Origin of the sequence: Promicromonospora sp. MEB111 (assembly GCF_030209445.1) — a bacterium.
Taxonomy (GTDB): Bacteria; Actinomycetota; Actinomycetes; order Actinomycetales; family Cellulomonadaceae; genus Promicromonospora.
Map to the genome: position 1 here is coordinate 103125 of NZ_JARVSD010000018.1, position 22987 is coordinate 126111.

Sequence of the window (22987 nt, forward strand, 5' to 3'; positions counted from 1 at the left end):
TGGCGCCTGCGGCGGGCGGCGCCTCGTGGTGCCCGCCCCGACCCGTGGTGGGACGGGGCGGGCGCCGTCACATCCGGTCGGGCGCGGCGAGACCCAGCAGGTCGAGCCCGGTCGCCAGGGTGCGGCCCGTCAGCTCGCACAGGGCCAGACGGCCTGCGCGGACGGCGTCGTCGTCGGCCCGGAGGACCGGGCACCGGTCGTAGAACTCGGTGTACGCGCGGGCCAGGTCGAACAGGTAGCCGGCGAGGCGGTGCGGTTCGAGCGTGACGGCGACGTCGTCGAGCGTCGCCGCGAGCTCGTCCAGCGTGAGGGCCAGCGCCCGTTCGGCCGGGTGCAGGGGGAGGGTCGGGTCGACCGGCCGGCCGAGCCTGACCCCGGCATCGGCCGCCTTGCGCAGGATCGAGCGGACGCGCGCGTACGCGTACTGGAGGTAGACGCCGGTGTTGCCGTTCAGCGCCACCATGCGGTCGACGTCGAAGACGTAGTCCTTGGTGCGCGTGTTCGACAGGTCGGCGTACTTCACCGCGCCGATGCCCGCCGCCTGCGCCACACGCTCGAATTCCTCCGGCGTGAGCCCGTGGTCCTTCTCGGCCAGCTCCGCGCGGGCCCGCTCGACGGCCTGGTCCAGCAGGTCGTCGAGGCGCACCGTCCCGCCGTCGCGCGTCTTGAACGGCTTGCCGTCAGCGCCCAGCACGGTGCCGAACGGGACGTGGGTCGCGGCGACGTCGTCGGGCAGCCAGCCGGCGCGGCGTGCGACGTCGAAGACCATCCGGAAGTGCAGCGCCTGCCGCGCGTCGACGACGTAGAGGATGCGGGTGGCGTGGTACTCCTCGACGCGCAGGCGCACCGTGGCGAGGTCGGTGGCGGCGTAGCCGAATCCGCCGTCCTTCTTGCGCACGATGAGCGGGACGGGATCGCCGTCGGGTCCGACGACGCCGTCGGTGAAGGCGCACAGGGCGCCGTCGGAGTCGACGGCGATGCCCTGGGCCACGAGCTCGTCGACGACGCCCGGGAGGTCGGCGTTGTAGCGGGACTCGCCGTCGGCGTCGGCCGGGGTGAGCAGGATGCCGAGGCGGTCGTAGACGGCCTGGAAGGCGGCCTCGGACTCGGCGACGAGCTCGCGCCAGGTCGAGAGCGTGGCTTCGTCACCGGACTGGAGCAGGACGACACGGGCCCGGGCGCGGTCGGCGAAGCCAGGGTCTGTGTCGAACGCGGCCCGGGCCGCGCGGTAGAGCGCGTCCAGGGCGGACATGGAGGCCTCACCCTGCCAGGTCTGCTCCGGGTGCTCGTCGATGAACTGGATGAGCATGCCGAACTGGGTGCCCCAGTCGCCCACGTGGTTCTGGCGGATCACGGTCGCGCCGAGGTGCGCCAGGACGCGGGCCAGGGTGTCGCCGATGATCGTGGAGCGCAGGTGGCCCACGTGCATCTCCTTGGCCACGTTGGGCGCGGAGTAGTCGATGACGGTGCGCTCGCCGTCGTGCGTCGTGGCGATGCCCAGACTCTCGTCGGCGAGGCGCGCGGCGACCTGCCGCCAGAGGGTGGCGGCCGGGACGGTGAGGTTGAGGAAGCCGGGGCCGGAGACCTCGGCGGTGACGGCGGCGTTGGCGACGCCCTCGGCCTTGGCCTCGGCGACGGAGCCGCCGAGGCGGTCGGCCGTGGCCGTGGCGAGGTCGCGCGGGGCGCGTCCCACGCGCTTGGCGACGGCGAGCGGTCCGTTCGCCTGGAAGTCGGCGCGGTCGGATCGTCGGACCACCGGGTCGGTGCCGGCCAGCTCGGCCGGGAGCACCTCGGTCAGGGCGGCCCGGACGGCCGCCTCCACCTGGTCCTTGATCGCGACGACGTGGGACACGCGGGGCTTCTCCTCGTGGGGTGTGTGGGGTGGTGGGCCCGGCCCTGGGGTGGGCGGGTCGGGTCAGTCTAGGGATCGCCGACGGCGTCGTCCCGATGTATTACGCGGGCCGGATGGCGGGGGTGCGACCTGGTGTGGGCGACGGCATGGATGGACGCCGCGAACGACGTGATCTCGCCCCTGCCCGGCCTGCCGCGTCTACCGGTCGCCGAACTGCCCGCCTACTCCGGTGACATCGGGGACGACAGCTTGCAGTGGAAGACGAGGGCGCTGGTCCGGAGCGCGGCCGGGCGGCCGTTCGTGTGGGTGGATGACGTGATCGGGGACGCCGACCGTTCGTTCGTCAAGGCGGAGCATGCCGGGGAGGCACTGCTGCACGAGGTGTGGTGCTCGGGAACGGACATTTCGGGTAAGTTCAGCCCGTGGTCGAACTCTCACGGGAGATCCTCCCCGCCATGTTGGCGCGCCTTGCGCGTGCGTTGAGCAAGATGTCAGAGTTGCTTGGGCCCGATGAAATCCCCTTACCGCTTTTCGCGCTGAAGGCAAGATCACGGGCCCGGTTGCGAGTGCATGGACCGAGCGCAACATTGGCCCGTGTGGAAGACCACGCTTGCGATGAATACATCAAGACATTGCCCCGCAAGCGAGTGGCGGCAGGTGTCCTTCTGCGTGATGCAAATCGTCGGGTCGTGCTCATCGAACCGAGCTACAAGGTGAACTGGGAGATCCCTGGCGGAGTGGTGGAGGCGGACGAATCGCCTTGGTCGGCCGCCGAGCGTGAGCTGGAGGAGGAATTGGGGCTCGTCCGGCGAAATATGCCGGTTCTCGTTGTCGATTACGTTCCAGGTGCACCTGACGGAATGCCGGAAGGGTTGCTCTGGATCTTTGACGGAGGAGTACTCAGCGCCGCCGAGTGCGATGCGCTTCGCGGGCATGACGACGAGGTCAAGTCCGTGCAGATACTGTCGATGGCTGATGCCGTGCAGAAGACGAAAGAATCTTTGGCGCTCAGATTGCAGGTCGCGCTCGATGCCGCGCTGGCCGCGGAGACGTTCTACTGCGAGCGGGGCGTCCGGAGACCCTTGACGGAGCCGTTGTCCGTGTGAGCGCCGGACGAGGCGAAAGGGCCGCCGTAGTCGTGCTCTAGGGTCTGCTGCGTGACCTCGCTTGCAGCAACCCGTGCCGGTGACCACAACAATCAGGACCGCCACATCGTGGGGGAAGGCTTCACGGTCGTGCTCGACGGCGCCACGTCGGTGGCGGGGGACCGCTCGCACGATCCGGGGTGGTTCGCAGGTCGGCTCGGCGAGGTCCTGGCTCGCGCACTTCCTGGCGGCCCGTCGATCCCCGATGTCGTTGCCGCGGCGATCGAGGAGGTGCGTGACGTCGAGCGTCTCGTACCCGAGACGAGTCCGACCTCCACGGTTGCGATCGCCCGGTGGTCAGCCGACATCGTCGAGACCTATGTGCTGTGCGACAGCATCGTTGCCGTGCTCCACGAGGACGGGTCCGAGATGGTCCACACCGATGACGACCTGGGCGACGTCCTCGGCGAGAAGCGACTGGAGTACCGTTCCCGGCTCGCGGCAGGCCACGGCTACGACGAAGGCCATCGCGCGCTGCTCATCGAGCTCCAACGGGAGCAGGCACGGTTGCGCAACGTCCCCGGGGGCTACTACGTGGCCGGAACGGATCCGGCGGCCGCTTACCACGGTGTTCAGAGCACGACCGACCGGACCGGCGTGTCCGGGCTGCTGCTCGCGACGGACGGTGTCGACCCCGCCCGGCACCCCCGAGCCAGGTCGTGGCGGGATCTGTACGCGGAGGCGTTGGAGCATGGTCCGGATCGAGTCCTGCGTGATCTGCACGTTGCCGAGGCCGCCGACCCCGACGGACGTCGTTGGGTTCGCTCGAAGCGGCACGACGACAAGACGCTTGTCGTCGTGCGGCTCGCCTGAGCCGGCCGGGCGGGGCGTCGGCGGCGTCGGTCACAAGTCGGTGAGGAACTGGTCCAGCGGCTCCATCTCGGTCCGCAGCCCTCGGGCAGCGTCGTCCTTTCCGGCTCGTTCCAGCACGGTCGCATACCCGTCCAGCGCCGATCGATACGTCGTCACGAACTGCACTGACTGTGTACCGCCCTGGTACCGGCGTCGGTAGAGGCCGAGCGCTTCGGCGAATCGCTCCCGCGCGAGCTCGTCGAGCCCGGCACGAGCCAGGGAGGACGCGGAGACGCCGAGGCTCCAGGCGAGGTTCTGCTCGCGCCGGTTCGGGTATCTGTTCGAGAGGTCCCGATAGATGGCGATGGCCTCGTCGTGGGCCCGGACCGAGCTCTGGAGTCTGCCGAGGGTCGCATAGGCGCTGCCGAGGTCGGTGAGGGACCGGGCGCGCCCGGGCTCGAAGCGGACCGGGTTCCGGGCCGTGAGGCGTTCCCAGATCCGATGAGCTTCCTGATGCAGTGCCAGGCCTTTTTCGGCGCGATCGAGCAGCCCGTGGGTATTGCCGAGGTCGCCGAGGGCGAGGGCCAGGTCCGGTTCGTAGCGCGTCGGGGTCTCCGCCTCCAGGTGCCGCCAATGCTCCAGCGCCTCGAGGAAGTCGGAGTGCGCCAGATCGGTATCGCTGAGGTCGGTGTGGCACCGTCCGATGGAGCTGAGGGATCGCGCGAGCGAGGCGCGATGGCGGTCGTGCCGCGCAGCGAGGTGTCGACGTGCGGCCAGCGCCTCGCGGTGCGTTGTAAGGGATTCGCGGGGAAGCCCGAGGTCCCGGTACGAGACACCGAGGTTGTGCAGCGACTTGGCCAGGTCTGGCAGGAACCGCTCGGCGTCGACGTGCGCATTCTGCTGCCACGTCCGTACGGCCTCGCGCCGCGCCTCCAGCGCCTCGGTGTACCGACCGAGCACGGCGAACGAGTCACCGAGGTTGTCGAGCGACTGGGCCAGGTTCGGCCAGTAGCGGCCGGCACGCCACCTTCCGAGCCGGCGGTACAGACGCGTCGCTTCCTCTCGCGCCCTGAGCGAGTCGTCGTAGCGGCCGAGCGTGTAGGTCCAGTTCCCGAGAACGTGCTGCGCGTGAGCGGTCCGGTAGGTGTGCGCGGACGGCCGGTCGTTGTTGATTGCAAGGACGAGGAGCTCGGCGACCCGGTGTCCGACCTCGTGGAGCGCGCTCGGCGGGTCCGGCCAGGGGAGCTGCTCGTGCACCGCACTGACCGTGCGCCATCGTGCGTCGATGCCGTGCACGAGATCCAGCGCGAGCTGGGCCACGTCGTCTCCTCGGCGTGGGTCGAGGCGATCGGTGTCGGTTTCGTGAGTGCGGCCCGGGCGCCGAAAACCGGAGGCGCTCGCGTGCTTGCGATCCTCGCTGCGCGACGGATCGGACGCGGCCCGCGTCAAGACGATCATGGCCCGGATTGCCTGGCTCTCGCTCAGGCCGTGCAAGAGGACCGCCCGCCGTTCGGAACTCACCAGGGCGCGACTCGCGTCTGTGGAGTCCGCGGCCGTGAGCACGGAGACGACCAGGTGCTCGGCCAACCGGTCCGGGTGGAGGCTCCCGATCCATCCGGGGTCCCCGACGAGTGCCGGGTCACCGGAGCTCTCCGGGAATCCGTCGCCCGGCGGATACTGCTCGCGCAGCCAGCGGGCGGCCGACCGGGGATCGAGCCGAGAGCCCGGCGGACACAGCGACGCAGCACGACGGACCAGTGACTCGGCCTCGGCCTGGCTGTCCGCGCCGAGGAGGCACGCGGCGCCCACAAGGATCCGGAGTGTCTGGCCGTCGGTGGGGATCCCGGCCTCGTGGGCCGACCTCACCCAGCTGCGTGCCTCGTGCCGGAGCAGCTCGTCGAACACGGCGTGCATCGACACGTCCGCGTGGGTCCGCCGTGGTGCGCCCACGTCGGTCGGATGCTCCTCGGTCCGCAGCACCTGGATGAGTCCGATGGACAGCAGGTCGAGCATCCGCGCGCCGGGGACGACGTCGGGCAATGTCACCTGCACCGGGTTCCGGTCGAGGAACGCGGCGAAGTCCTGCACCGCGACGTCGACGATCCTCTGCTGCTCGGCGAGGTGCCCGTCGTCGGCGTCGTGCGGGACGACCCGGTCGGACAGCTCGATGGGGTCGTATCTGCCGACGACGGCGCCGACGTCGGACTGCTGGCACAGGTCCGACCACCACTCGCCGCCCCGGCGGGCGAGGAGGAGGACACGCACCGCCCCGGGATCGCTGTTCGCCTGGCGCAGCAGCTCGGCGACGCCGTCGCTCCTGTTCTCCGCGTAGTCGACGACGAACAGCACGGGCGCCTCGCGATGCGCGCGGCGCAACACCTGCATGGCCTCCGCCTCGACGCCGGCGCGAAGGTTGCGGCACTCCCATCCGCGCTTCCTCCGCATCGCGGTCTGCAGCTCGTGTGCGAGTCTCGTCTTGCCCACGCCGCCGGAACCAGTCACGAGCTGCACCCGCAGGGAACGTCTGCCGGTGTCATGGCCGTCGACGCACCAGTCGATCAGCTGCTGGAGCACGTCTTCACGGCCGACGAACCTCACGATCTGGTCGTCACCCTCACGAACGGGGGAGAGCAGGCGGCCGGGGGCATCCTCGTCTCCCGGCGGCCGGACGCCGAGCTGCTGCGAGGCGAGGCGATCGTGGGCCTCACGGTCAGCCGCCTCCTGGTGCCGGTCGTGCAGGGTGAACCAGCGTTCGAGGAGCGTCGCACCGACGACCCCGCCGACGACGGCGCCGGCGACCATGGTCTGCCGCACCCAGGGCGGTACGGACTCCGGGAGGACCGCTGCCGCGATGCCGACAAGGACGGCAAGAGTCGATGCGAAGCCATACACCCAGAGCCGGCGCCCGCCCCCGCTGCTGACGTCCCCCGGCCCCACCTCCGCCACAGGCACGAGCGTACGAGGAAGCGGACAATTCGGGAAGGTTTGTCGGCGGAGGCAAGGTTTCGCGATGAGGTTGAGCGGAACTGTGTCTGTTCTTCACCTGCACCCGGTCAGCCGGTGGCGCGACATCGTTCATGTCAGTGCACGGGATCCGCCAGCACCACGACCCCCGGCTCCACGCTCAGCAGCGGCACCGTCAGCCGCGCGGCGTCGTCCACGTGGATCCGCGGGTGCGCGGGCTCCTCCGTCTCGTGGTATGTGCCCGGGCCGTAGAGCTGGCCGTACCGCACCACGACCCCGCCCGCGTCCAGGACGGCGGCCTCGTGCCAGGCCACGGCGTCGCCCCGGCCGGGCGGCGTCCAGGCGATGGACTGCGCGAGCACCCGGGGTGCGCCCGCGGCCTGTGCCGCCGCGAGCAGGTTCGCCGTGCCCTCGGTGCGGATCCGCGAGTTCGCGGCAGCGCGGGCCGGGATCGCCGCGACGTCGTCGGGCAGGTCGGTGAGCTGGTGCATCACCACGTCGGGCCGGTACGCGACGACGGCGGCCGTGAGCGCTTCGACGTCGTAGACGTCCACGACGACCGGGCTGCCCCCGAGCCGCTCGATGGCGCCCGCGCGTTCGGGCGAGCGCGTGGTGCCTGCGACCTCATGGCCGGCCGCGACGAGCAGCGGCAGCAACCGGGACCCGATCACGCCGGTCGCGCCGGCGAGGAAGATGCGCACCGGCGCAGCCTAGGGAGGGGTACTGCACGGTGCAAAGCGCGGACCGGATGGCCGGCTGTGGCCTCGTCACGCTCGTCCTGACCGGCAGCACGCTGAGGACCTCCGCACCCTCCCGTACGGCTTTCCGCAGTCTCCGCGCGGTCTCGGTTTCCTAGGTTGAACAGCATGTCCACAACGCCCAGACCTCACCGCATCCGCCGAGCGATCGCAGTACTTCTCATCGGCGCCGTCACCATGATCGGCGCGGTCGCGCTCGCCCTGGTACTCGGGCGCAACCAGGTACTCACCTCGGTGATCGCCGGCACTGCGCCTTCGACCTCGGCCACTCTTCTGAGAGTCACGGAACCTGGACCAGCGGGCACCTGGACGTCCGGCTCCTCGACCAGCGGCGGGGCGAGGTCGCCCTCCGGAGACGAGCGCTTTCGGATCGGCAGCATCACCAAGACCTTCGTGGCCACGGTGATCCTGCAGCTCGTGGACGAGGGCAAGGTGGACCTCGACGCACCCATCGAGACCTACCTGCCGGGCGTCGTGCCGAACGGCGCCGACATCACCGTGCGGCAGATCCTCAACCACACCAGTGGGCTGTACGACTACATGAAGGGAGAAGGCTGGTCCACCAACCGGTGGCGGGGCGACGCCCGCTTCGCGGGCTATCTGCCCGACCAGTTGCTGGATGCCGCCGTCGAGCACCAGCCGTACTTCGCAGCCGGTACGGACTTCCGCTACTCCAACACCAACTACATCGTGGCGGGCAGGCTCGTCGAGGTCGTCACCGGCCGTCCGTACAGCGAGGTGATCGAGCACCGGATCCTCGGTCCGCTGAACCTGACCGGGACCTCGTTCCCGGGTGCTGACCCCACCATTCCGGAGCCGGCGATCCACGCAGCCACCACACTTGAGGACGGGCAGAGCGTCGACGTCACCGAGCAGAACGTCTCTCTCGACTGGGCCGCAGGAGAGATGGTCTCCACGACCCGTGATCTACAGGCCTTCTTCGAGGCACTCCTGGGCGGTGACCTGATCAGCGAGGAGTCCCTGGTGCAGATGCGGACGACCGTCCCGATGGGCATGGGTTTCCACTACGGGCTGGGTCTGGAGCGGTTCGACCTGCCCTGCGGCGGCACGCTGTGGGGACACGGCGGACAACTGCTCGGCTACGTGACCTATGCCTACCGGCGCGACGACGGCCGGAGCCTCACGATGCTGCTCGCCTCCGGCGAGAACGACGGTTTCATCTCGTTCGCGGCCGCCACGGGCGCGGCGTACTGCCTGACATGATCAACTCAGGGGGTACTGCTGCCCCACGACAGTGCGGCACGTGCCGGTCAGACACGAGAATTGTTCGGCGTGGCACGTCGGGAACGGACCTGGCTGCGCTCCTAGGCGTCCAGACGCTCCTGAAGGACGACGGTCACGGTGTCGCCCTCCTCCTTGCCGATCGCCTTGCGCACGTCCGCCTTGACGGGCAGCTTGTGAGTGCCGTCTCCCAGGGCCATGAACGAACTCTGGAACGGGTGACCGTCGATCGTTCCGCGGACCTTGACCAGGCCGCGAGTGCCGTAGTACATGACGGACTCGGGCCATACGACGTAGGTCCAGCCGCCCTCGTTCGGGCTCTTCTGCAGGGTCGCGGTGAACCGTTCGTCCATGGTGGATTCCGTCCGCTCAGGAGTCGTCGTCGAGCCAACACCATGACACGGGCGCTGGAGCGGCGCCTACCGTCAGAGGCAGCTCACCGTCACGACTCCAGCCACCGCAGGATCGCCAGCACCCGCCGGTTGTACCCGTCCGCCGCCACCAGCTCGAGCTTGTCGAAGATAGCGTTCGAGTGCTTCTCCACCGCCGACGTCGAGATGAACAGCGCCCGGGCGATCCCTGCGTTGGTCCGCCCCTCGGCCATCAGTGCCAGCACCTCCCGCTCTCGCTCGCTCAGCATCCCGAGCCGGTGCGACGTGTCCCGGAACAGCTGCCCCACCACCTCGGGGTCCAGCACCAGGCCCCCGGACCGCACCCGGTCGAGGGCCTCCAGGAAGTCGTCCACGCCCATCACGCGGTCCTTGAGCAGGTAGCCGACGGCGCGTGCGTCCTCGCCCAGCAGCACCTGCGTGAACTGCCGCTCGACATACTGCGAGAGCACGAGGATGCCGACGTCCGGCCAGCGCTCCCGGATCGTGGCCGCCGCTCGCACGCCCTCGTCGGTGTGGGTCGGCGGCATGCGGACGTCCAGCACGACGACGTCGGGTCGCTCGGCCGCCAGCCGGTTCAGCAGGCCCTCCGCGGAGCCGTAGGCAGCGACGACGTCGTGGCCCTCGTCCGCCAGGAGGCTGCGGATACCTTCCCGCAGCAGGGTGGAGTCCTCGGCCAGCATCACGCGCACGGCAGCGTCACCTCGATCCGTGTGGGGCCGCCGACCGGGCTTTCGATGGTCAGTGCGCCACCCGCGGCGGCCGCACGGCCGGCCAGCCCGGCGAGCCCGTGGCCAGGGCGGGGTGCTGCGCCGCCCCCGCCGTCGTCGCTGATCACCACGCGCATGATGTCGGCCTCCGGGTTCGTGTCGTCGGCGAGGCGCACCGCCACCCGTGCCCCCGCGGCCCCCGAGTGCCTCGCCACGTTCGTCAGCGCCTCCGCCACCACGTAGTACACCGTCGTCTCCACCGCGGCCGGCAGCCGCACCGGGACCGCCCAGTCCAACGCCGTCGGCACCGCGGTGTGCGACACGAGCTGTCGCAGCACCGGCTCCAGCCCGTGCGTGTCCAGCGTGGTGGGTCGTACCCGCCAGGCGACGTCGCGCAGGTCGGTCACCAGCTGCTCCGCCTCCCGCCCCGCCTGCTCCAGCAGCAGGGAGCCCGCCGAACCGGGCCCGGCCAGCCGCCGTGCCCGGTTGACCAGCAGCCCGAGGGCCACGGCGCGCTGCTGCACGCCGTCGTGCAGGTCCCGCTCGATACGGCCGCGTTCCGCGTCGAGCGCCGACAGCAGGTCCGCGCGACTGACCGTCAGCTCCTCGACCTGCGCCGCCAGGCGTTCGCTGCGGCTCGGCGACAACCACCGGGCGGCGGTCCACCGGTCCAGCAGGCCCACCCCGAACAGTCCCATGAGGTCCAGGTACAGCAGGATCGCGCCGATGGGCACCAGGACGATCACGTCCCACGTGGAGAGACCGTCGCCCTGGACCGCCGCGTCCACGGTGAGGCGCACGTCGAACAGCCAGGACGCCAGGCTCACGACCACACCGAACACGCCGTACGCCAGCAGCCCCAGCACCAGCAGGCTCAGCGAGCTCATGCCGACGCGCAGCGCGAGGTACGCGGAGGCGCGCCAGGAGGTGAGCGGGGCGCCGTCGTCGGACCAGTCGAAGAACCGGACCGCGCGCCGGCGGTGCCACGCGACCACGGCACGAACCGGCCCGGGCGGCGCCGGGCGGCCCGCCGTCACGAGCGCCAGCACCGCGCAGAACAGGTCGGCCGGCCAGGTGACGGCGCCGAGGGCAGCACCCCACATCACCCGTGCGGGGGTGCTGTGCGGAGCGGCGGGGGCTGGGTTCACCTCGCCAGGATAGGGACGGCGGCGGCCGGGCGGACTGCGGAAAACCACACGTCACCTGCGGCATACCCCCACGCTGTGACGGACTACCACAGTCCGCCGACCCTCCGCGGCCGAATAGCGTAGGGGCATGACGACACAAAGCTTCGCCACGACCGTCGCCGACTGGGCCGTCGGGCTCATGGAGACCCTCGGCGCACCGGGCGCAGGCGTAGCGATCGCCCTCGAGAACCTCTTCCCGCCCCTTCCGAGCGAGGTGATCCTGCCGCTGGCAGGCTTTACAGCGGCGCAGGGCACCCTCGTGCTGTGGCACGTGCTCGTCTGGACCACGGCGGGGTCGGTGGTCGGTGCGCTCCTCCTGTACGGGCTCGGCGCGTGGCTCGGGCGGGACCGCCTGCGCAGCATCGTCGACCGGATGCCGCTCGTGAAGCTGGAGGACGTCGACAAGGCGGAGACCTGGTTCAACCGGCACGGCGACTGGGCGGTGCTCATCGGCCGCGTCATCCCGATCGTGCGCAGCCTCATCTCCATCCCGGCCGGTGTGGAGCGCATGCCGTTGTCACGCTTCCTGCTGTTCACGACGCTCGGCTCGTGCGTGTGGAACACCCTGCTGGTCGGCGCCGGCTACCTGCTGGGGGACCAGTGGCACATCGTCGAGGAGAGCGTCGGCGTGTTCCAGAAGGTCGTCATCGTCGTGGCCGTCCTGCTGATCGTGTGGTGGCTGGTCAAGACGCTGCGCAACCCGGACCGGCCGCGCCATGCCCGCCAGCGCTGATCGGGCATGATGCAACCGTGACTGACGACCGCACCGCCCAGACCCTCCGCTCCATCGCCCCCTACCTCGCCGACTGGGCCTCGTTCCAGGCCGCGTACCACGGCATCCCCGGCCTGCAGCTCGCCGTCGGACGCCGCGGCGAGGTGTTCGTCGACCTCGCCTGGGGCAAGGCCGACGTCGAGACGGGGGAGGACCTCACCAGCGACCACCTGTTCCGTGTCGCGTCGCACTCCAAGACGTTCACCGGCGTCATGGTGATGCAGCTCGTGGAGCGCGGCGAGCTGCGGCTCGACGACCGGGTGGGCGACCTCGTGCCGGAGCTGGACGGCTCGCGCGCCGCCGGCGTCACCGTCCGGGAGCTGCTCGGCCACCAGGCCGGGATCATCCGCGACTCCTCCGACGGCGACTTCTGGCAGCACCACCGGCCCTTCCTCGACCGCGCCGAGGTGCTGGAGTGCGTGCGCGCCGAGGGCGTCGTGTTCGAGCCGAACGAGCACTTCAAGTACACGAACATCGGGTACAGCCTGCTCGGGATCATCATCGAGCAGGTCACCGGCAAGACGTACGACGAGGTGGCACGGGTCGCCGTCGTCGAGCCGCTGGGCCTGACGCGGACCGGGACCGAGCTGGACCCCGCCCGCGCCGCCGAGTACGCCGCCGGCCACACCGGGCGGATCGCCCACGGCGACGCACGCCGGGTCATCCCTCACGTCGACACCCGTGCGATGGCCGCGGCGACCGGCTGGTACTCCACCGCGACGGAGATGGTCCGCTACGGCGCCGCGCACGTGTACGGCGACACGACCCTGATCAGCGACGCCAGCAAGCGCATCATGCAGCGCGACGAGTCCCGGGTCGCGGTGCGCGGCAAGGAGCTCGGCCGCTACGGCGTCGGCATCGAGGTCGGCAAGGTCGGGGACCGCGAGGTCGTCGGCCACTCCGGCGGCTACCCCGGGCACATCACCCGCACCTGGATCGACCCCGTGGACGGGATCGTGGTCTCCGCCCTGACCAACGCCGTCGACGGCACCGCCGGGCAGATCGCCAACGGCGTGATCCAGCTGATCAACCTGGCGCTCGCGGCGGCGGACGAGGTGGCGGCCGGCGGGGTCGTCGCGGGTGCCTCCGGCAAGGGCGGCGACCCGGCGCCGGGAGTCCCTGCGGACGCGCCCGTCGGGCGGTTCGCCAACCTGTGGGGCGTGGCCGACGTCGTGGTCCTCGGCGGGATCCTGCACACGATCAACGTGCGCGCCGCCGAGCCCGCCGAGGTCGCGCAGCGGCTGGTCGTGTCCGACGGCCGGCTGGTGCAGGAGCCGGTCGCCGGGTTCGGCACGGTGGGCGAGCCGGTCCAGACGGACCGCGACGCCGACGGAGAGATCGTCTCGGTCCGCATCGGCGCGATGACGTCCTGGCCGATCGAGCAGTACCGGAGCCGCACGGCCGGGTAGCGCCGGACGACGGGGTGGTGACCCCCGCCTCGCGGTAGCGTTGTCAGGTGACTTTCAGCGAGGGCGGGCAGTTCGAGGGCGGCCGGGTCCGCAAGGGCGGCGGGCGCCGGGGCGCCGTCGGCGCGGGTGTCGGCGGCGGTGCGGCGCTTGTCATCGCGCTCCTGTACATGGTGCTGACCGGCAACAGTCCGGCCGACATCCTCGGGACCACCACCGACAGCGGGGGCGGCGGCGAGCAGGGCTACATCGGCGCGTGCACCGCCGAGCAGGCGAACGCCGACCCCGAGTGCCGGCTCAATGCCGCCGTGGACTCGCTGGACGTCTACTGGGCCGAGACGCTCCCGGAGCAGGGCGGCGTGGAGTACGAGCTGCCCGAGGTCGTCAGCTTCACCGGTGCGGTCGACACCGGCTGCGGTTCCGCGACGTCGGCCACGGGGCCGTTCTACTGCCCGGCCGACACGACCGTGTACGAGGACCTCTCGTTCTACGACCAGCTCTCCAGCCAGTTCGGCGCCGAGGGCGGGCCGCTGGCTGAGATGTACGTGACGGCGCACGAGTTCGGGCACCACATCGAGAACCAGCTCGGGCTGTTCGAGCGGGCCGACCGGTCGGGCACCGGCCCCGAGTCGGACTCCGTGCGCATCGAGCTCATGGCGGACTGCCTCGCCGGGATGTGGGCCGGCAACGCCGCGACCACCGAGGACCCGGACACGGGCGTTCCGTTCCTTCAGCCCATCTCGCAGGCGGAGCTGGAGCAGGCGCTGTCCGCCGCCGCGGCCGTGGGCGACGACAACATCCAGCGCCGCTCCGGCGGCGACGTGAACCCCGAGGCGTTCTCGCACGGCTCCAGCGAGCAGCGCGTGCGGTGGTTCTCGATCGGCTACGACGGCGGCACGATCCAGGACTGCAACGCCCTGGACGCGCGCACCCTCTGACGTTACGGTGGGCGGCATGCACCTCAGCGCACGCACGACGACGCCGGACCCCTCCGGCGCGCGCTGACCTGCTTTCAGCACCCAGGCCCCGGAGCTCGCTCCGGGGCCTTTGCCGTGCACGACGACGGCACCGGGGCGGCTCCACCATCGAAGGAGCACCGTCATGAACGCCCCCGCACCGAACCAGCGGTCTCAGGCACCCGCCGTCCTCGACCACCGTGCCCTCGGCCGCGACATGCGGATCTTCGACACCAGCCCGCTGGTCGGGCCCGGCCTGCCGCTGTGGCTGCCCGCCGGCGCGGCGATCCGGTACGAGCTGGAGCAGTACGCGCGCGAGGTCGCGCTGCGCACCGGCTGCGAGCCGGTGTACTCGCCGGTGCTCGGCAAGCGGTCGCTGTACGAGCGCTCGGGCCACTGGGCCAAGTTCGCGGACGACATGTTCCCGCCGATGTACCTGGGCGGGAACGCTGACAGCTCGGGCTCGGCTCCCGACCTCGACGGCAGCCCGGACGCGGACGCCGACCCCCTCGTGCTGCGCCCCGCCAACTGCCCGCACCACGCGCAGATCTATGCGTCCGAGCCGCGCTCGTACCGCGACCTGCCCGTGCGGTACTCGGAGCTCGCGTCGATGTTCCGCGCCGAGCGGTCGGGGGTGCTGTCGGGGCTGAGCCGGGTACGGCAGATCAACCTGGACGACGCACACGTCTTCTGCCGTCCCGACCAGGTCGGGGCCGAGGTGCGCACCGCGCTGGCCGCCGTCCTGGAGGTGCTCGACACCCTGGGCATCGAGGTGGCGTACCTGCGCCTGTCCGGCCGGGACGCCTCCGAGCGGTGGCTCGGCGCGCCCGAGCGGTGGGCCGCGGCAGAGGAGGCGCTGCGCGCGGTGCTCGACGACGTCGCCTCGCCCGCCGGCCTGCCGTGGCACGCCGAGGCCGGTGAGGCGGCGTTCTACGGCCCCAAGATCGACGTCCAGGTGCTCGACGCGCGCGGCCACGAGGAGACCCTCGCCACCGTCCAGCTCGACTTCAACCAGCCCGAGCGGTTCGACCTGACCTACGTCGCGGCGTCCGGCGAGCGCGAGCGGGTCGTGATGATCCACCGCGGCACCGTCGGCGCGATGGAGCGGATGGTCGCGTTCCTCCTGGAACGGCACGGCGGACGGCTCCCGTTCTGGCTCGCGCCCGTGCAGGTCTGCCTGCTGCCGCTGCCGGACGCCCCCGACCAGCTCGTCGACGATCTCGCCGCGGACCTGAGGGCCCGCGGCCTGCGGGTCCGGGTGGAGCGGGAGGGGTCGCTGGGCAGCCGGATCCGCAAGGCCCGGCAGCGGCGGGACGCGCTGCTCGGCGTGCTGGGCGCGCGCGAGGTGGCGGCGGGTGCGCTGGCGGTGACCGATCCGGCGTCGGGCGCCAGGGCCTCGGTGCCGCTCGCCGAGCTGGGCGACCGCCTGGCCGAGGCGGCCCGCAGGCGCGTGCCGCGGGTCAGCCTGTGAGCGTCGCCGGGCCTGCGGTCCCGACGGCGCGTCGCCGGCCTGTCACCGCGCCCAGGTCCGCCGGTCGCGTGCCGCCAGGTGGACGATCTCCAGCTCGCGGTCGGTGAGCACCGGCCGGTGCTTCTCGAGCCAGGGCACGAGCTCCCGGGCCGTCAGCACCTCGACGCCCTCGCGCGAGCCCTCGACACGGGGTTCCTTGGTGCGCACGAACACGATGACCGGCTGCACGGTGATCGGCACGCGCGTGGCCCAGCGCAGGATCTCCTGGGCGCGGCGCGCCTCGTTCCAGGCGGCCTCGGCGGTGACCTCGTGCGCGGGCCGGTAGATCGTGTGGATGGTGAAGACGCCCCCGGGCCCGATGACGAGCTGGTCGAGCTCCAGGGCGCCGCCGTCGGACTGGACGGACTGCAGCACCCGCCAGACCGGGCGCCGGGCCACGAGCTTCCAGAGCTCGTCCGCGGCGGCGCGGGCCCCGGTGATCCGGTGCCGCATCTCGCGGTGGTGGGCGTCGGGGTTGCGGGTCAGCCGGCCTCGCAGCACGGCCACGGCGTGCTGCCGGAAGTACGTGCGGCGCCGCGCGATCAGGTGCTTCGCCGGCCGGTTGGCCGTGAGGTCGTCACCGCCCGTCAGACGGCCCGCGCGCAGGTGCGGCAGAGCGTCGGCGACGGTGACTGGAACGCTGGAGGTCTCAGTGCCCATGGGGCGGACGTTACGTCCGCGTTGCCGTACGCGCGCGTCCTGGCGGTGAAGCGATCACTCGTCCTTGGTCTCGCCCCTGCTCCCGTGCCGGGCGTCCTCGGCGTCGGCCGCCGCACCTCCCGGGAACGCCTTGCGCGCCACCAGCACCACGACCAGCGCGGCGACCACGAGCACCGCACCGGTGTAGGGGACGGCGGCGACGCCGGCGCCGTCGAGCACGAGCGCGCCGAGCGCCGCGCCGCCGCCGATGCCGATGTTCGCCGTCGCGTTCACCAGCGCCCCGACGACGTCGGGCGAGGCCCCGCGCGTCCGGATCGCCGCGGTCTGGAAGACGGCGGCGACGGCGCCGAAGCCGATGCTCCACACGGCCGCGGCGACGAGCGTGCCCACCGTCGCCGGGAACACGATCCCGAGGGCGAGCACACCGCACGCGACGACGGACAGGGTGATCACCGTGGTCTGCCGGGGCCGGACGTCGAGCCGCGTGGCGGCGAACGCGGCCCCGATGAGCCCGAGCGCCCCGATCAGCAGCAGCGCGGGGCCGAGCGCCGCCGTGGCGAGCCCGGCGGCCAGGAGCAGTACGGACACGTAGGTGTAGACGGTGAAGTGGCCGAGGTAGGCCAGCACGTTGGCCGTGGTGACCTGGGCGAGCGCGGTACGCCGGGCGCCGCGGGCGGCGTCATCCGGGGGAGCGCCGCCGCCTGGGACGGAGGGCAGCAGGAGGGCCGTGAGCACGCCCGCGACGGCGCACACGCCCGTCAGGACGAGGAACGCCTCGCGCCAGCCGACGGCGGTGCCCAGCGACGTCGACAGCGGGACGCCCAGGATGAACCCGGCCGACGCGCCCAGGGTGACGAGCGCCAGGGCTCGTCCCGCGAGGTGCGGCCGCACCAGGCGCGACGCGTACCCGATGCTCACCGAGAAGAAGACGGCGTGCGCCGCCCCGCCGAGCGCCCGGGCCGCGGCGACGACCGCGAAGGTGGGGGCGAGCGCGACGATCACGTTGCTCGCCGTGTAGACGGCGAGGGTGCCGAGCAGCACGGTCTTGCGCGGCAGCCGGCGCGTCGCCGACGTCAGCGGCAGGGCGAGCGCCGCGACCATGAACGCGTACGCGGTGACCAGGAGGCCCGCCACCGACTCGGAGACGGCGAGGTCGTCGCTGATCAGGGGGAGCAGGCCTACCGGGACCAGCTCGGTGGTGACGGCGACGAACGTGGCGAGGGCCAGCGCGAACAGGCCGCCGGCCGCGTCGCGGACGTCGCCGGGCTGCCAGGCGGCGGGCCGGGAGCTGGGTGCGGGCATGGGCTCCATGGTGACATTCGTCGCGACCTGCCCGTTGCCGGACCCGCACCCCCTAGACTGGTCCGGCCCCCGCCGCCGTGGGCCGATCCACCCTGCCACCATCCCCCTGACCGTGAGGAACACCTGCGTGATCACTGCCCATGGCGTCGAGCTGCGCGTCGGCGCGCGCGTGCTGCTGAGCGAGGCCACCTTCCGGGTCGCCTCGGGCGACCGGATCGGCCTGGTCGGCCGCAACGGCGCCGGCAAGACCACGCTGACCAAGACCCTCGCGGGCGAGACCCAGCCCACGGGCGGGCAGATCGTGCGCGGCACCGACATCGGCTACCTGCCCCAGGACCCGCGCACGGGCGACCTCGAGGTCCTCGCGATGAACCGCGTGCTCTCGGCGCGCAACCTCGACCGGGTCATCACGCAGATGCGCGAGACCGAGGGCGAGATGGCGTCGGCCGACCCGGACACGCAGGCGGCAGCGCTGGAGCGGTACCCCAAGCTGGAGGCGCGGTTCCTCGCGGCCGGCGGGTACGCCGCCGAGTCCGAGGCGCAGATCATCACGGCCAACCTCGGCCTGGACGAGCGCGTGCTGGGCCAGCCCCTGAGCACCCTCTCCGGCGGTCAGCGCCGCCGGATCGAGCTGGCGCGCATCCTGTTCAGCGGCGTCGAGACGCTGCTGCTGGACGAGCCCACCAACCACCTCGACGCCGACTCGATCATCTGGCTGCGCGACTACCTCAGGGCGTACAACGGCGGGTTCATCGTGATCAGCCACGACGTCGACCTGCTGCGCGCCACGGTGAACAAGGTGTTCCACCTGGACGCCAACCGGGGTGAGCTCGACCAGTACAACATGGGCTGGGACACCTACCTGGAGCAGCGCGAGACGGACGAGCGGCGTCGTCGGCGCGAGCGGGCCAACGCCGAGAAGAAGGCGGGCACGCTGCTCGCCCAGGCCGAGAAGATGCGCGCCAAGGCGACCAAGGCGACCGCCGCGCAGAACATGATCAAGCGCGCCGAGAAGATGCTCGGCGGCCTGGAGAACGAGCGCGCCGCCGACCGCGTGGCCAAGCTCCGGTTCCCGACGCCGGCGCCCTGCGGGCGCACGCCGCTCACCGCGAGCGGGCTGTCCAAGGCGTACGGCTCCCAGGAGGTGTTCGCGGGCGTGGACCTGGCGATCGACCGTGGGTCGCGCGTCGTGGTGCTCGGTTTCAACGGTGCCGGCAAGACGACGCTGCTGCGCATCCTCGCGGGCGTCGAGGCCCCGGACACCGGCGAGGTCGAGCCCGGGCACGGGCTCAAGCTCGGCTACTACGCCCAGGAGCACGACACGCTCGACATGGACGCGACCGTCGTCGAGAACCTGCGGCACGCCGCGCCCGACCTGACGGACACGCAGGTGCGCTCGGTGCTCGGCTCGTTCCTGTTCAGCGGGGACGACGCCGAGAAGCCCGCCCACGTGCTCTCCGGCGGCGAGAAGACGCGTCTGGCGCTGGCGACGATCGTGGTCTCCGGCGCGAACGTCCTGCTGCTCGACGAGCCGACGAACAACCTCGACCCCGCCTCCCGGGCCGAGATCCTCGGGGCACTCAAGACGTACGAGGGCGCGGTCGTGATGGTGACCCACGACGACGGCGCCGTCGAGGCCCTGGAGCCCGAGCGCGTGCTGCTGCTGCCCGACGGCGACGAGGACCTCTGGAACGACAGCTACCAGGAGCTCGTCTCCCTGGCCTGACGCTGCCCCCGGAGGGCTCCGGCGCACGGGACGGCGTCCGCCGTCGCGCCTCGTCGACCGCCCTCAGCGCAGCTGTGACTCGATCAGCGCGTCTTCCTCGTCCTCGGCGGTCGGACGGCGCTCGCGGGCCGGCCTGCGCGCCCGCACGCCCTCGCCGTCGGACGCCTCGCCGGAGGCCAGCAGCAGGTCGCCCGCGGACACGTTCTCGCCGCGCAGCGCCCCGCGCTCACGGCGCCACAGCACCACGTACCCACCCACGGCGCCGAGCGCGAAGATGGCCCACTGGAACGCGTACGAGAGGTGCGACCCCGGGTCGGTGTCCGGCTTGGGCAGGCTCGCCAGCGCCACGTCGGCAGCGGGTTGCTCCGACCGGAGCGCGCCGTACGCCCCGACGGTGCGGCCCTCGGCCCAGCCGGGTCCGGCGGGCCCGGCGTCGAGCACCTGGGCCGTCGAGATCGCCTGCACCTGGCCCGGCTGCGCGCCACGGTCCGACGGCGGCTCGTCGGCGCGCAGGGACACCACGACGGTCACCGTGCCCGAGGGCGGGTCGGGGACGGCGTCCGGGCCTCTCGCGTCACGGCCGAGCGGCACCGTGCCGCGGTTGACGACCATCACTATGTCCTGGCCGTTCGGCAGGCGCGCCTCGAACGGCACCAGCACGTGATACCCGTTGCGGCCCGCGACCGGCCGGTTGCGCAGCAGCACGGTCGCGTCCGTGACGTAGTGGCCCTCGAGCTCGACCGGGCGCCAGACGTCGGAGTCCGGCACCACCGCACCCGGTCCGGGCAGGATCTCGTCCGCGGGCACCGCGGGCGCCGACCAGTTGTTCTCGATGAGGTCGATCTCGGCCTCGCGGGACTCGTAGCGGTTCCATTGCCAGCGTCCGGCGACCAGGCACAGTGCAGCCAGCACCACGGCGGCCACCGCCAGGATCACCCACTGGCGGGTCGTGCGCGGTCCGCGCGGGTCGTCGGGCGACTGGGGGCGCTCGGCCACGGACGCCTGGCTCACGAGGCCCGGTCCAGTTCCGTCACCGGAACGGTCTGCTTCCAGAAGGACCGCGCCCCCAGGAACTGCTCGAGGTGCTCCCGGTGCTCGTCGCACGCGAGCCACACCTTGCGCCGCTGCGGCGTGTGCAGCTTCGGGTTGTTCCAGAGCAGGCCCCACACGGCCTCGTCGCGGCAGCCCTTGGCGCTGCAGATCAGCTCGCCGTCGGGAACGGCGTCGGGCGTCGCGCCCGTCAGTCCCAGCACGTCCATCAGTCGTCCACGTGGTTGATCACGCGGCCCGAGCCGTAGCTCAGCCGTCCGGTCCCGTCGTCGGTGCCCTTGTCGTCGGGACGGTCGTCCGCCGGGCCGCCCTGCCCGCCCTGGCGTGCGGCCGGGGGCGCGTCCTCGGGCAGCTCCTCGAGCATCGGGGCCGCCTGCGGCGTGACGGGGGAGGTGTCGTGCGTCGTGTGGTCCCGCCCGGCGTTGGCGATCAGCACCGCGGAGTACGGAAGCACCACCGCGGCGGCCACCAGGGCCCAGCGGATCCAGCCGTCGACCAGCACGGCGCCGATGATGCAGACCACACGGATGGACATCTGGATGAGGTAGCTGCGCGTGCGGCGCGCCTGGTCCACCGCCAGCGGCTCGGGGGCCGAGGTGATGGAGGGAACCGGCTCGCTCATCCTTCCAGTCTACGTGCGTCGGACGCCGTCGGACACGATGCCGACGCACCTCACACGACCCGGCTCGCGCCGGATACGCTCGGAGTTGTTGTAGAAAACCGACAAGGTCCGGTCCATCCCTGTGGCCCGGCGCGCGCGGCGCCCGTGCGACGCGCGGGGTAGCGTCGCAGCGGACCCGGATCGACCCAGGTACCGGCCGCGGCCCCAGCCTCGCGCGGCCCTTTTGCGCAAAGCCCAGCATCGAGGAGCTTCAGGTGACCACCATGCCCGCCACTCAGAGCATTGCCGCAGGTCCGACCGGCCGTGTCGTCGTCGTGACGGGTGCCGCACGCGGCATCGGCCGCGCCATCGCGGAGCGGTTCGTCGCCGACGGCGACCGCGTCGCCACGATCTACCGCGGCGGCGAGCTGCCCAAGGGCGTGGAGCCCTACGTGGCGGACGTCACCGACACCGCGGCCGTCGACGCCGCGTTCGCCGCCATCGAGGCCGACATGGGCCCGGTCGAGGTGCTCGTGGCCAACGCCGGCGTGACCAAGGACCAGCTCCTCATGCGCATGAGCGACGAGGAGTTCGAGACCGTCATCGACGTGAACCTCAAGGGCACGTTCCGCTGCGTGCGCCGCGCGTCGAAGGGCATGATCCGGGCCCGGAAGGGCCGCATCGTGCTGCTCGGCTCGATCGTGGGCCTGTCCGGCGGCCCCGGCCAGGTCAACTACTCGTCGTCGAAGGCGGCCCTGGTCGGCATGGCCCGCTCGATCACCCGCGAGCTCGGGACGCGCGGCATCACCGCGAACGTCGTCGCCCCCGGGTACGTCGAGACCGACATGACGGCCGCGCTGTCCGAGGACGTGCGCAACGGCTACCTGAAGTCGATCCCGGCCGGCCGGTTCGCCACGCCGGACGAGGTGGCCTCCGTGGTCTCCTTCGTCGCGTCCGACTCCGCCGGCTACGTCACGGGTGCCGTCATCCCCGTCGACGGTGGCCTCGGCATGGGGCACTGACCCGTAGTCTGACGCCGCTGCCTGCGGTTTCGCCCGTACATATCCAACACTCTCGGCATCGAGAACGGCGCGGAGTTTCGTCCCGCGCAGCAATCCGCATTACGCTCGCACCCAGCACAGGGGTTGCTCCGGCACGCCTGCGCCTGATCGGAAGGACAACATGGGTCTCCTCGAAGGTAAGAAGCTGCTCGTCACGGGCGTGCTGACGGACTCGTCGATCGCATTCCACGCCGCCCGGCTCGCCCAGGAGGAGGGCGCGGAGGTCGTGCTCTCGTCCTTCGGACGGCAGATGAAGCTGACCCAGGCCTTCTCCAAGCGTCTCCCCGTCGAGGCGCCGGTCGTGGAGCTGGACGCCACCAGCCAGGAGAACCTCGACGCGCTCGCGGACGCCGTGCGCGCGGAGGGCTTCGAGCGGCTCGACGGCGTGGTGCACTCGATCGGGTTCGCGCCACAGTCCGTCATGGGCGGCAACTTCCTGTCGGGCACCTGGGAGGACGTCGCCACCGCGCTGCATGTCTCCACGTTCTCGTACAAGTCGATCGCGGTGGCCGCCAAGCCGCTGATGACCGACGGCGGCGCCGTCGTCGGCCTGACGTTCGACGCGCAGTTCGCCTGGCCCGTCTACGACTGGATGGGCGTGGCCAAGGCCGGTCTGGAGTCCGCGAACCGCTACCTGGCGCGCGACCTCGGCCCTGAGGGAATCCGCTGCAACCTCGTCTCGGCTGGGCCCATCCGGACCACCGCCGCCAAGTCCATCCCGGGCTTCGCGACGATGGAGGACGCCTGGCCGACGCGAGCCCCGCTCGGCTGGGACCAGACCACCGCAGAGCCGGCCGCGCGCGCCGTGGCCGCCCTGCTGTCCGACTGGTTCCCGGCAACGACAGGCGAGATCGTGCACGTCGACGGCGGCGTGCACGCCATGGGCCAATAGATGGGCAGGAGG

At 71.8% G+C, this 22987-nt stretch carries 22 protein-coding genes; 11 read left to right on the top strand and 11 right to left on the bottom strand.

Annotated features, from left to right (window positions below; translation table 11 throughout):
• Positions 1–67: 67 nt before the first annotated feature.
• Entirely contained in the window at positions 68–1852 is a 1785-nt protein-coding gene (gene argS / locus QRN56_RS21695; protein WP_285106760.1) for an arginine--tRNA ligase, read from the bottom strand.
• A gap of 150 nt (positions 1853–2002) precedes the next feature.
• Between argS and QRN56_RS21700 the strand changes: the two genes are divergently transcribed.
• From QRN56_RS21700 to QRN56_RS21710, 3 genes are all read left to right on the top strand, one after another.
• The gene (locus tag QRN56_RS21700) at positions 2003–2335 is read left to right on the top strand and encodes a hypothetical protein (RefSeq protein WP_285106761.1); all 333 of its coding nucleotides are present in this window, start codon (positions 2003–2005) and stop codon (positions 2333–2335) included.
• A 113-nt stretch (positions 2336–2448) separates the two neighbouring features.
• On the top strand, positions 2449–2958 hold the full coding sequence (locus QRN56_RS21705; RefSeq protein ID WP_285106762.1) for an NUDIX domain-containing protein: 510 nt from the start codon (positions 2449–2451) through the stop codon (positions 2956–2958).
• A gap of 51 nt (positions 2959–3009) precedes the next feature.
• Positions 3010–3810: a hypothetical protein gene (locus tag QRN56_RS21710; protein ID WP_285106764.1), complete on the top strand. Its 801-nt coding sequence runs from the start codon at positions 3010–3012 to the stop codon at positions 3808–3810.
• Positions 3811–3840: 30 nt separating this feature from the next.
• Here the strand turns inward: QRN56_RS21710 and QRN56_RS21715 are convergent, their stop codons facing one another.
• Together QRN56_RS21715 and QRN56_RS21720 are read right to left on the bottom strand one after the other, a co-directional pair.
• Positions 3841–6735, bottom strand: a complete 2895-nt coding sequence (locus QRN56_RS21715; protein ID WP_285106766.1) for a tetratricopeptide repeat protein — start codon at positions 6733–6735, stop codon at positions 3841–3843.
• 134 nt (positions 6736–6869) lie between these two features.
• Positions 6870–7454 (bottom strand): NAD-dependent epimerase/dehydratase family protein, encoded by a 585-nt coding sequence (locus QRN56_RS21720; protein WP_285106768.1) that lies wholly within the window; start codon positions 7452–7454, stop codon positions 6870–6872.
• 165 nt (positions 7455–7619) lie between these two features.
• Between QRN56_RS21720 and QRN56_RS21725 the strand changes: the two genes are divergently transcribed.
• On the top strand, positions 7620–8735 hold the full coding sequence (locus QRN56_RS21725) for a serine hydrolase domain-containing protein (protein WP_285106769.1): 1116 nt from the start codon (positions 7620–7622) through the stop codon (positions 8733–8735).
• Between the two features lie 101 nt (positions 8736–8836).
• On the opposite strand, the gene QRN56_RS21730 is transcribed toward QRN56_RS21725, so the two are convergent.
• The 3 genes from QRN56_RS21730 to QRN56_RS21740 form a co-directional block, all read right to left on the bottom strand.
• On the bottom strand, positions 8837–9106 hold the full coding sequence (locus QRN56_RS21730) for a DUF1905 domain-containing protein (RefSeq protein WP_285106771.1): 270 nt from the start codon (positions 9104–9106) through the stop codon (positions 8837–8839).
• 89 nt (positions 9107–9195) lie between these two features.
• Positions 9196–9825 (bottom strand): response regulator transcription factor, encoded by a 630-nt coding sequence (locus QRN56_RS21735; RefSeq protein ID WP_350224598.1) that lies wholly within the window; start codon positions 9823–9825, stop codon positions 9196–9198.
• Positions 9825–11000, bottom strand: coding sequence for a sensor histidine kinase (locus tag QRN56_RS21740; protein ID WP_285106773.1), 1176 nt, complete (start codon positions 10998–11000; stop codon positions 9825–9827). The genes QRN56_RS21735 and QRN56_RS21740 overlap by 1 nt, the downstream gene beginning before the upstream one ends.
• A 127-nt stretch (positions 11001–11127) precedes the next feature.
• Here QRN56_RS21740 and QRN56_RS21745 point away from each other — a divergent pair, with 127 nt between their 5' ends.
• From QRN56_RS21745 to thrS, 4 genes are all read left to right on the top strand, one after another.
• Complete coding sequence (locus QRN56_RS21745) at positions 11128–11772, top strand: DedA family protein (protein ID WP_285106775.1); 645 nt, start codon at positions 11128–11130, stop codon at positions 11770–11772.
• Between the two features lie 17 nt (positions 11773–11789).
• Entirely contained in the window at positions 11790–13220 is a 1431-nt protein-coding gene (locus tag QRN56_RS21750) for a serine hydrolase domain-containing protein (RefSeq protein ID WP_285106777.1), read from the top strand.
• Between the two features lie 47 nt (positions 13221–13267).
• Complete coding sequence (ypfJ, locus tag QRN56_RS21755) at positions 13268–14155, top strand: KPN_02809 family neutral zinc metallopeptidase (protein ID WP_285106779.1); 888 nt, start codon at positions 13268–13270, stop codon at positions 14153–14155.
• Between the two features lie 163 nt (positions 14156–14318).
• Positions 14319–15644: a threonine--tRNA ligase gene (gene thrS / locus QRN56_RS21760; protein WP_285106781.1), complete on the top strand. Its 1326-nt coding sequence runs from the start codon at positions 14319–14321 to the stop codon at positions 15642–15644.
• A 42-nt stretch (positions 15645–15686) separates the two neighbouring features.
• On the opposite strand, the gene QRN56_RS21765 is transcribed toward thrS, so the two are convergent.
• On the bottom strand, positions 15687–16343 hold the full coding sequence (locus QRN56_RS21765) for a hypothetical protein (protein WP_285106783.1): 657 nt from the start codon (positions 16341–16343) through the stop codon (positions 15687–15689).
• A 54-nt stretch (positions 16344–16397) separates the two neighbouring features.
• Entirely contained in the window at positions 16398–17645 is a 1248-nt protein-coding gene (locus QRN56_RS21770; protein ID WP_285106784.1) for an MFS transporter, read from the bottom strand.
• A 127-nt stretch (positions 17646–17772) separates the two neighbouring features.
• Here QRN56_RS21770 and QRN56_RS21775 point away from each other — a divergent pair, with 127 nt between their 5' ends.
• Positions 17773–19371, top strand: a complete 1599-nt coding sequence (locus QRN56_RS21775) for an ABC-F family ATP-binding cassette domain-containing protein (protein ID WP_285106786.1) — start codon at positions 17773–17775, stop codon at positions 19369–19371.
• A 63-nt stretch (positions 19372–19434) separates the two neighbouring features.
• On the opposite strand, the gene QRN56_RS21780 is transcribed toward QRN56_RS21775, so the two are convergent.
• From QRN56_RS21780 to QRN56_RS21790, 3 genes are read right to left on the bottom strand one after another with little or no spacing between them, the layout of a single operon-like run.
• A complete protein-coding gene (locus tag QRN56_RS21780) occupies positions 19435–20382 on the bottom strand; it encodes an SURF1 family cytochrome oxidase biogenesis protein (RefSeq protein WP_285106788.1) in 948 nt (315 codons plus the stop codon).
• Positions 20379–20630, bottom strand: a complete 252-nt coding sequence (locus tag QRN56_RS21785) for a hypothetical protein (protein ID WP_285106789.1) — start codon at positions 20628–20630, stop codon at positions 20379–20381. The genes QRN56_RS21780 and QRN56_RS21785 overlap by 4 nt, the downstream gene beginning before the upstream one ends.
• On the bottom strand, positions 20630–21043 hold the full coding sequence (locus QRN56_RS21790) for a DUF3099 domain-containing protein (RefSeq protein WP_285106791.1): 414 nt from the start codon (positions 21041–21043) through the stop codon (positions 20630–20632). Before QRN56_RS21790 ends, QRN56_RS21785 begins: the two co-directional genes overlap by 1 nt.
• Before the next feature lie 263 nt (positions 21044–21306).
• On the opposite strand from QRN56_RS21790, the gene fabG reads away from it, so the two are divergent.
• Positions 21307–22044: a 3-oxoacyl-ACP reductase FabG gene (fabG, locus tag QRN56_RS21795; protein WP_285107072.1), complete on the top strand. Its 738-nt coding sequence runs from the start codon at positions 21307–21309 to the stop codon at positions 22042–22044.
• Between the two features lie 160 nt (positions 22045–22204).
• Entirely contained in the window at positions 22205–22975 is a 771-nt protein-coding gene (gene fabI, locus QRN56_RS21800; protein ID WP_020013108.1) for an enoyl-ACP reductase FabI, read from the top strand.
• The last annotated feature ends 12 nt before the right edge of the window (positions 22976–22987 follow it).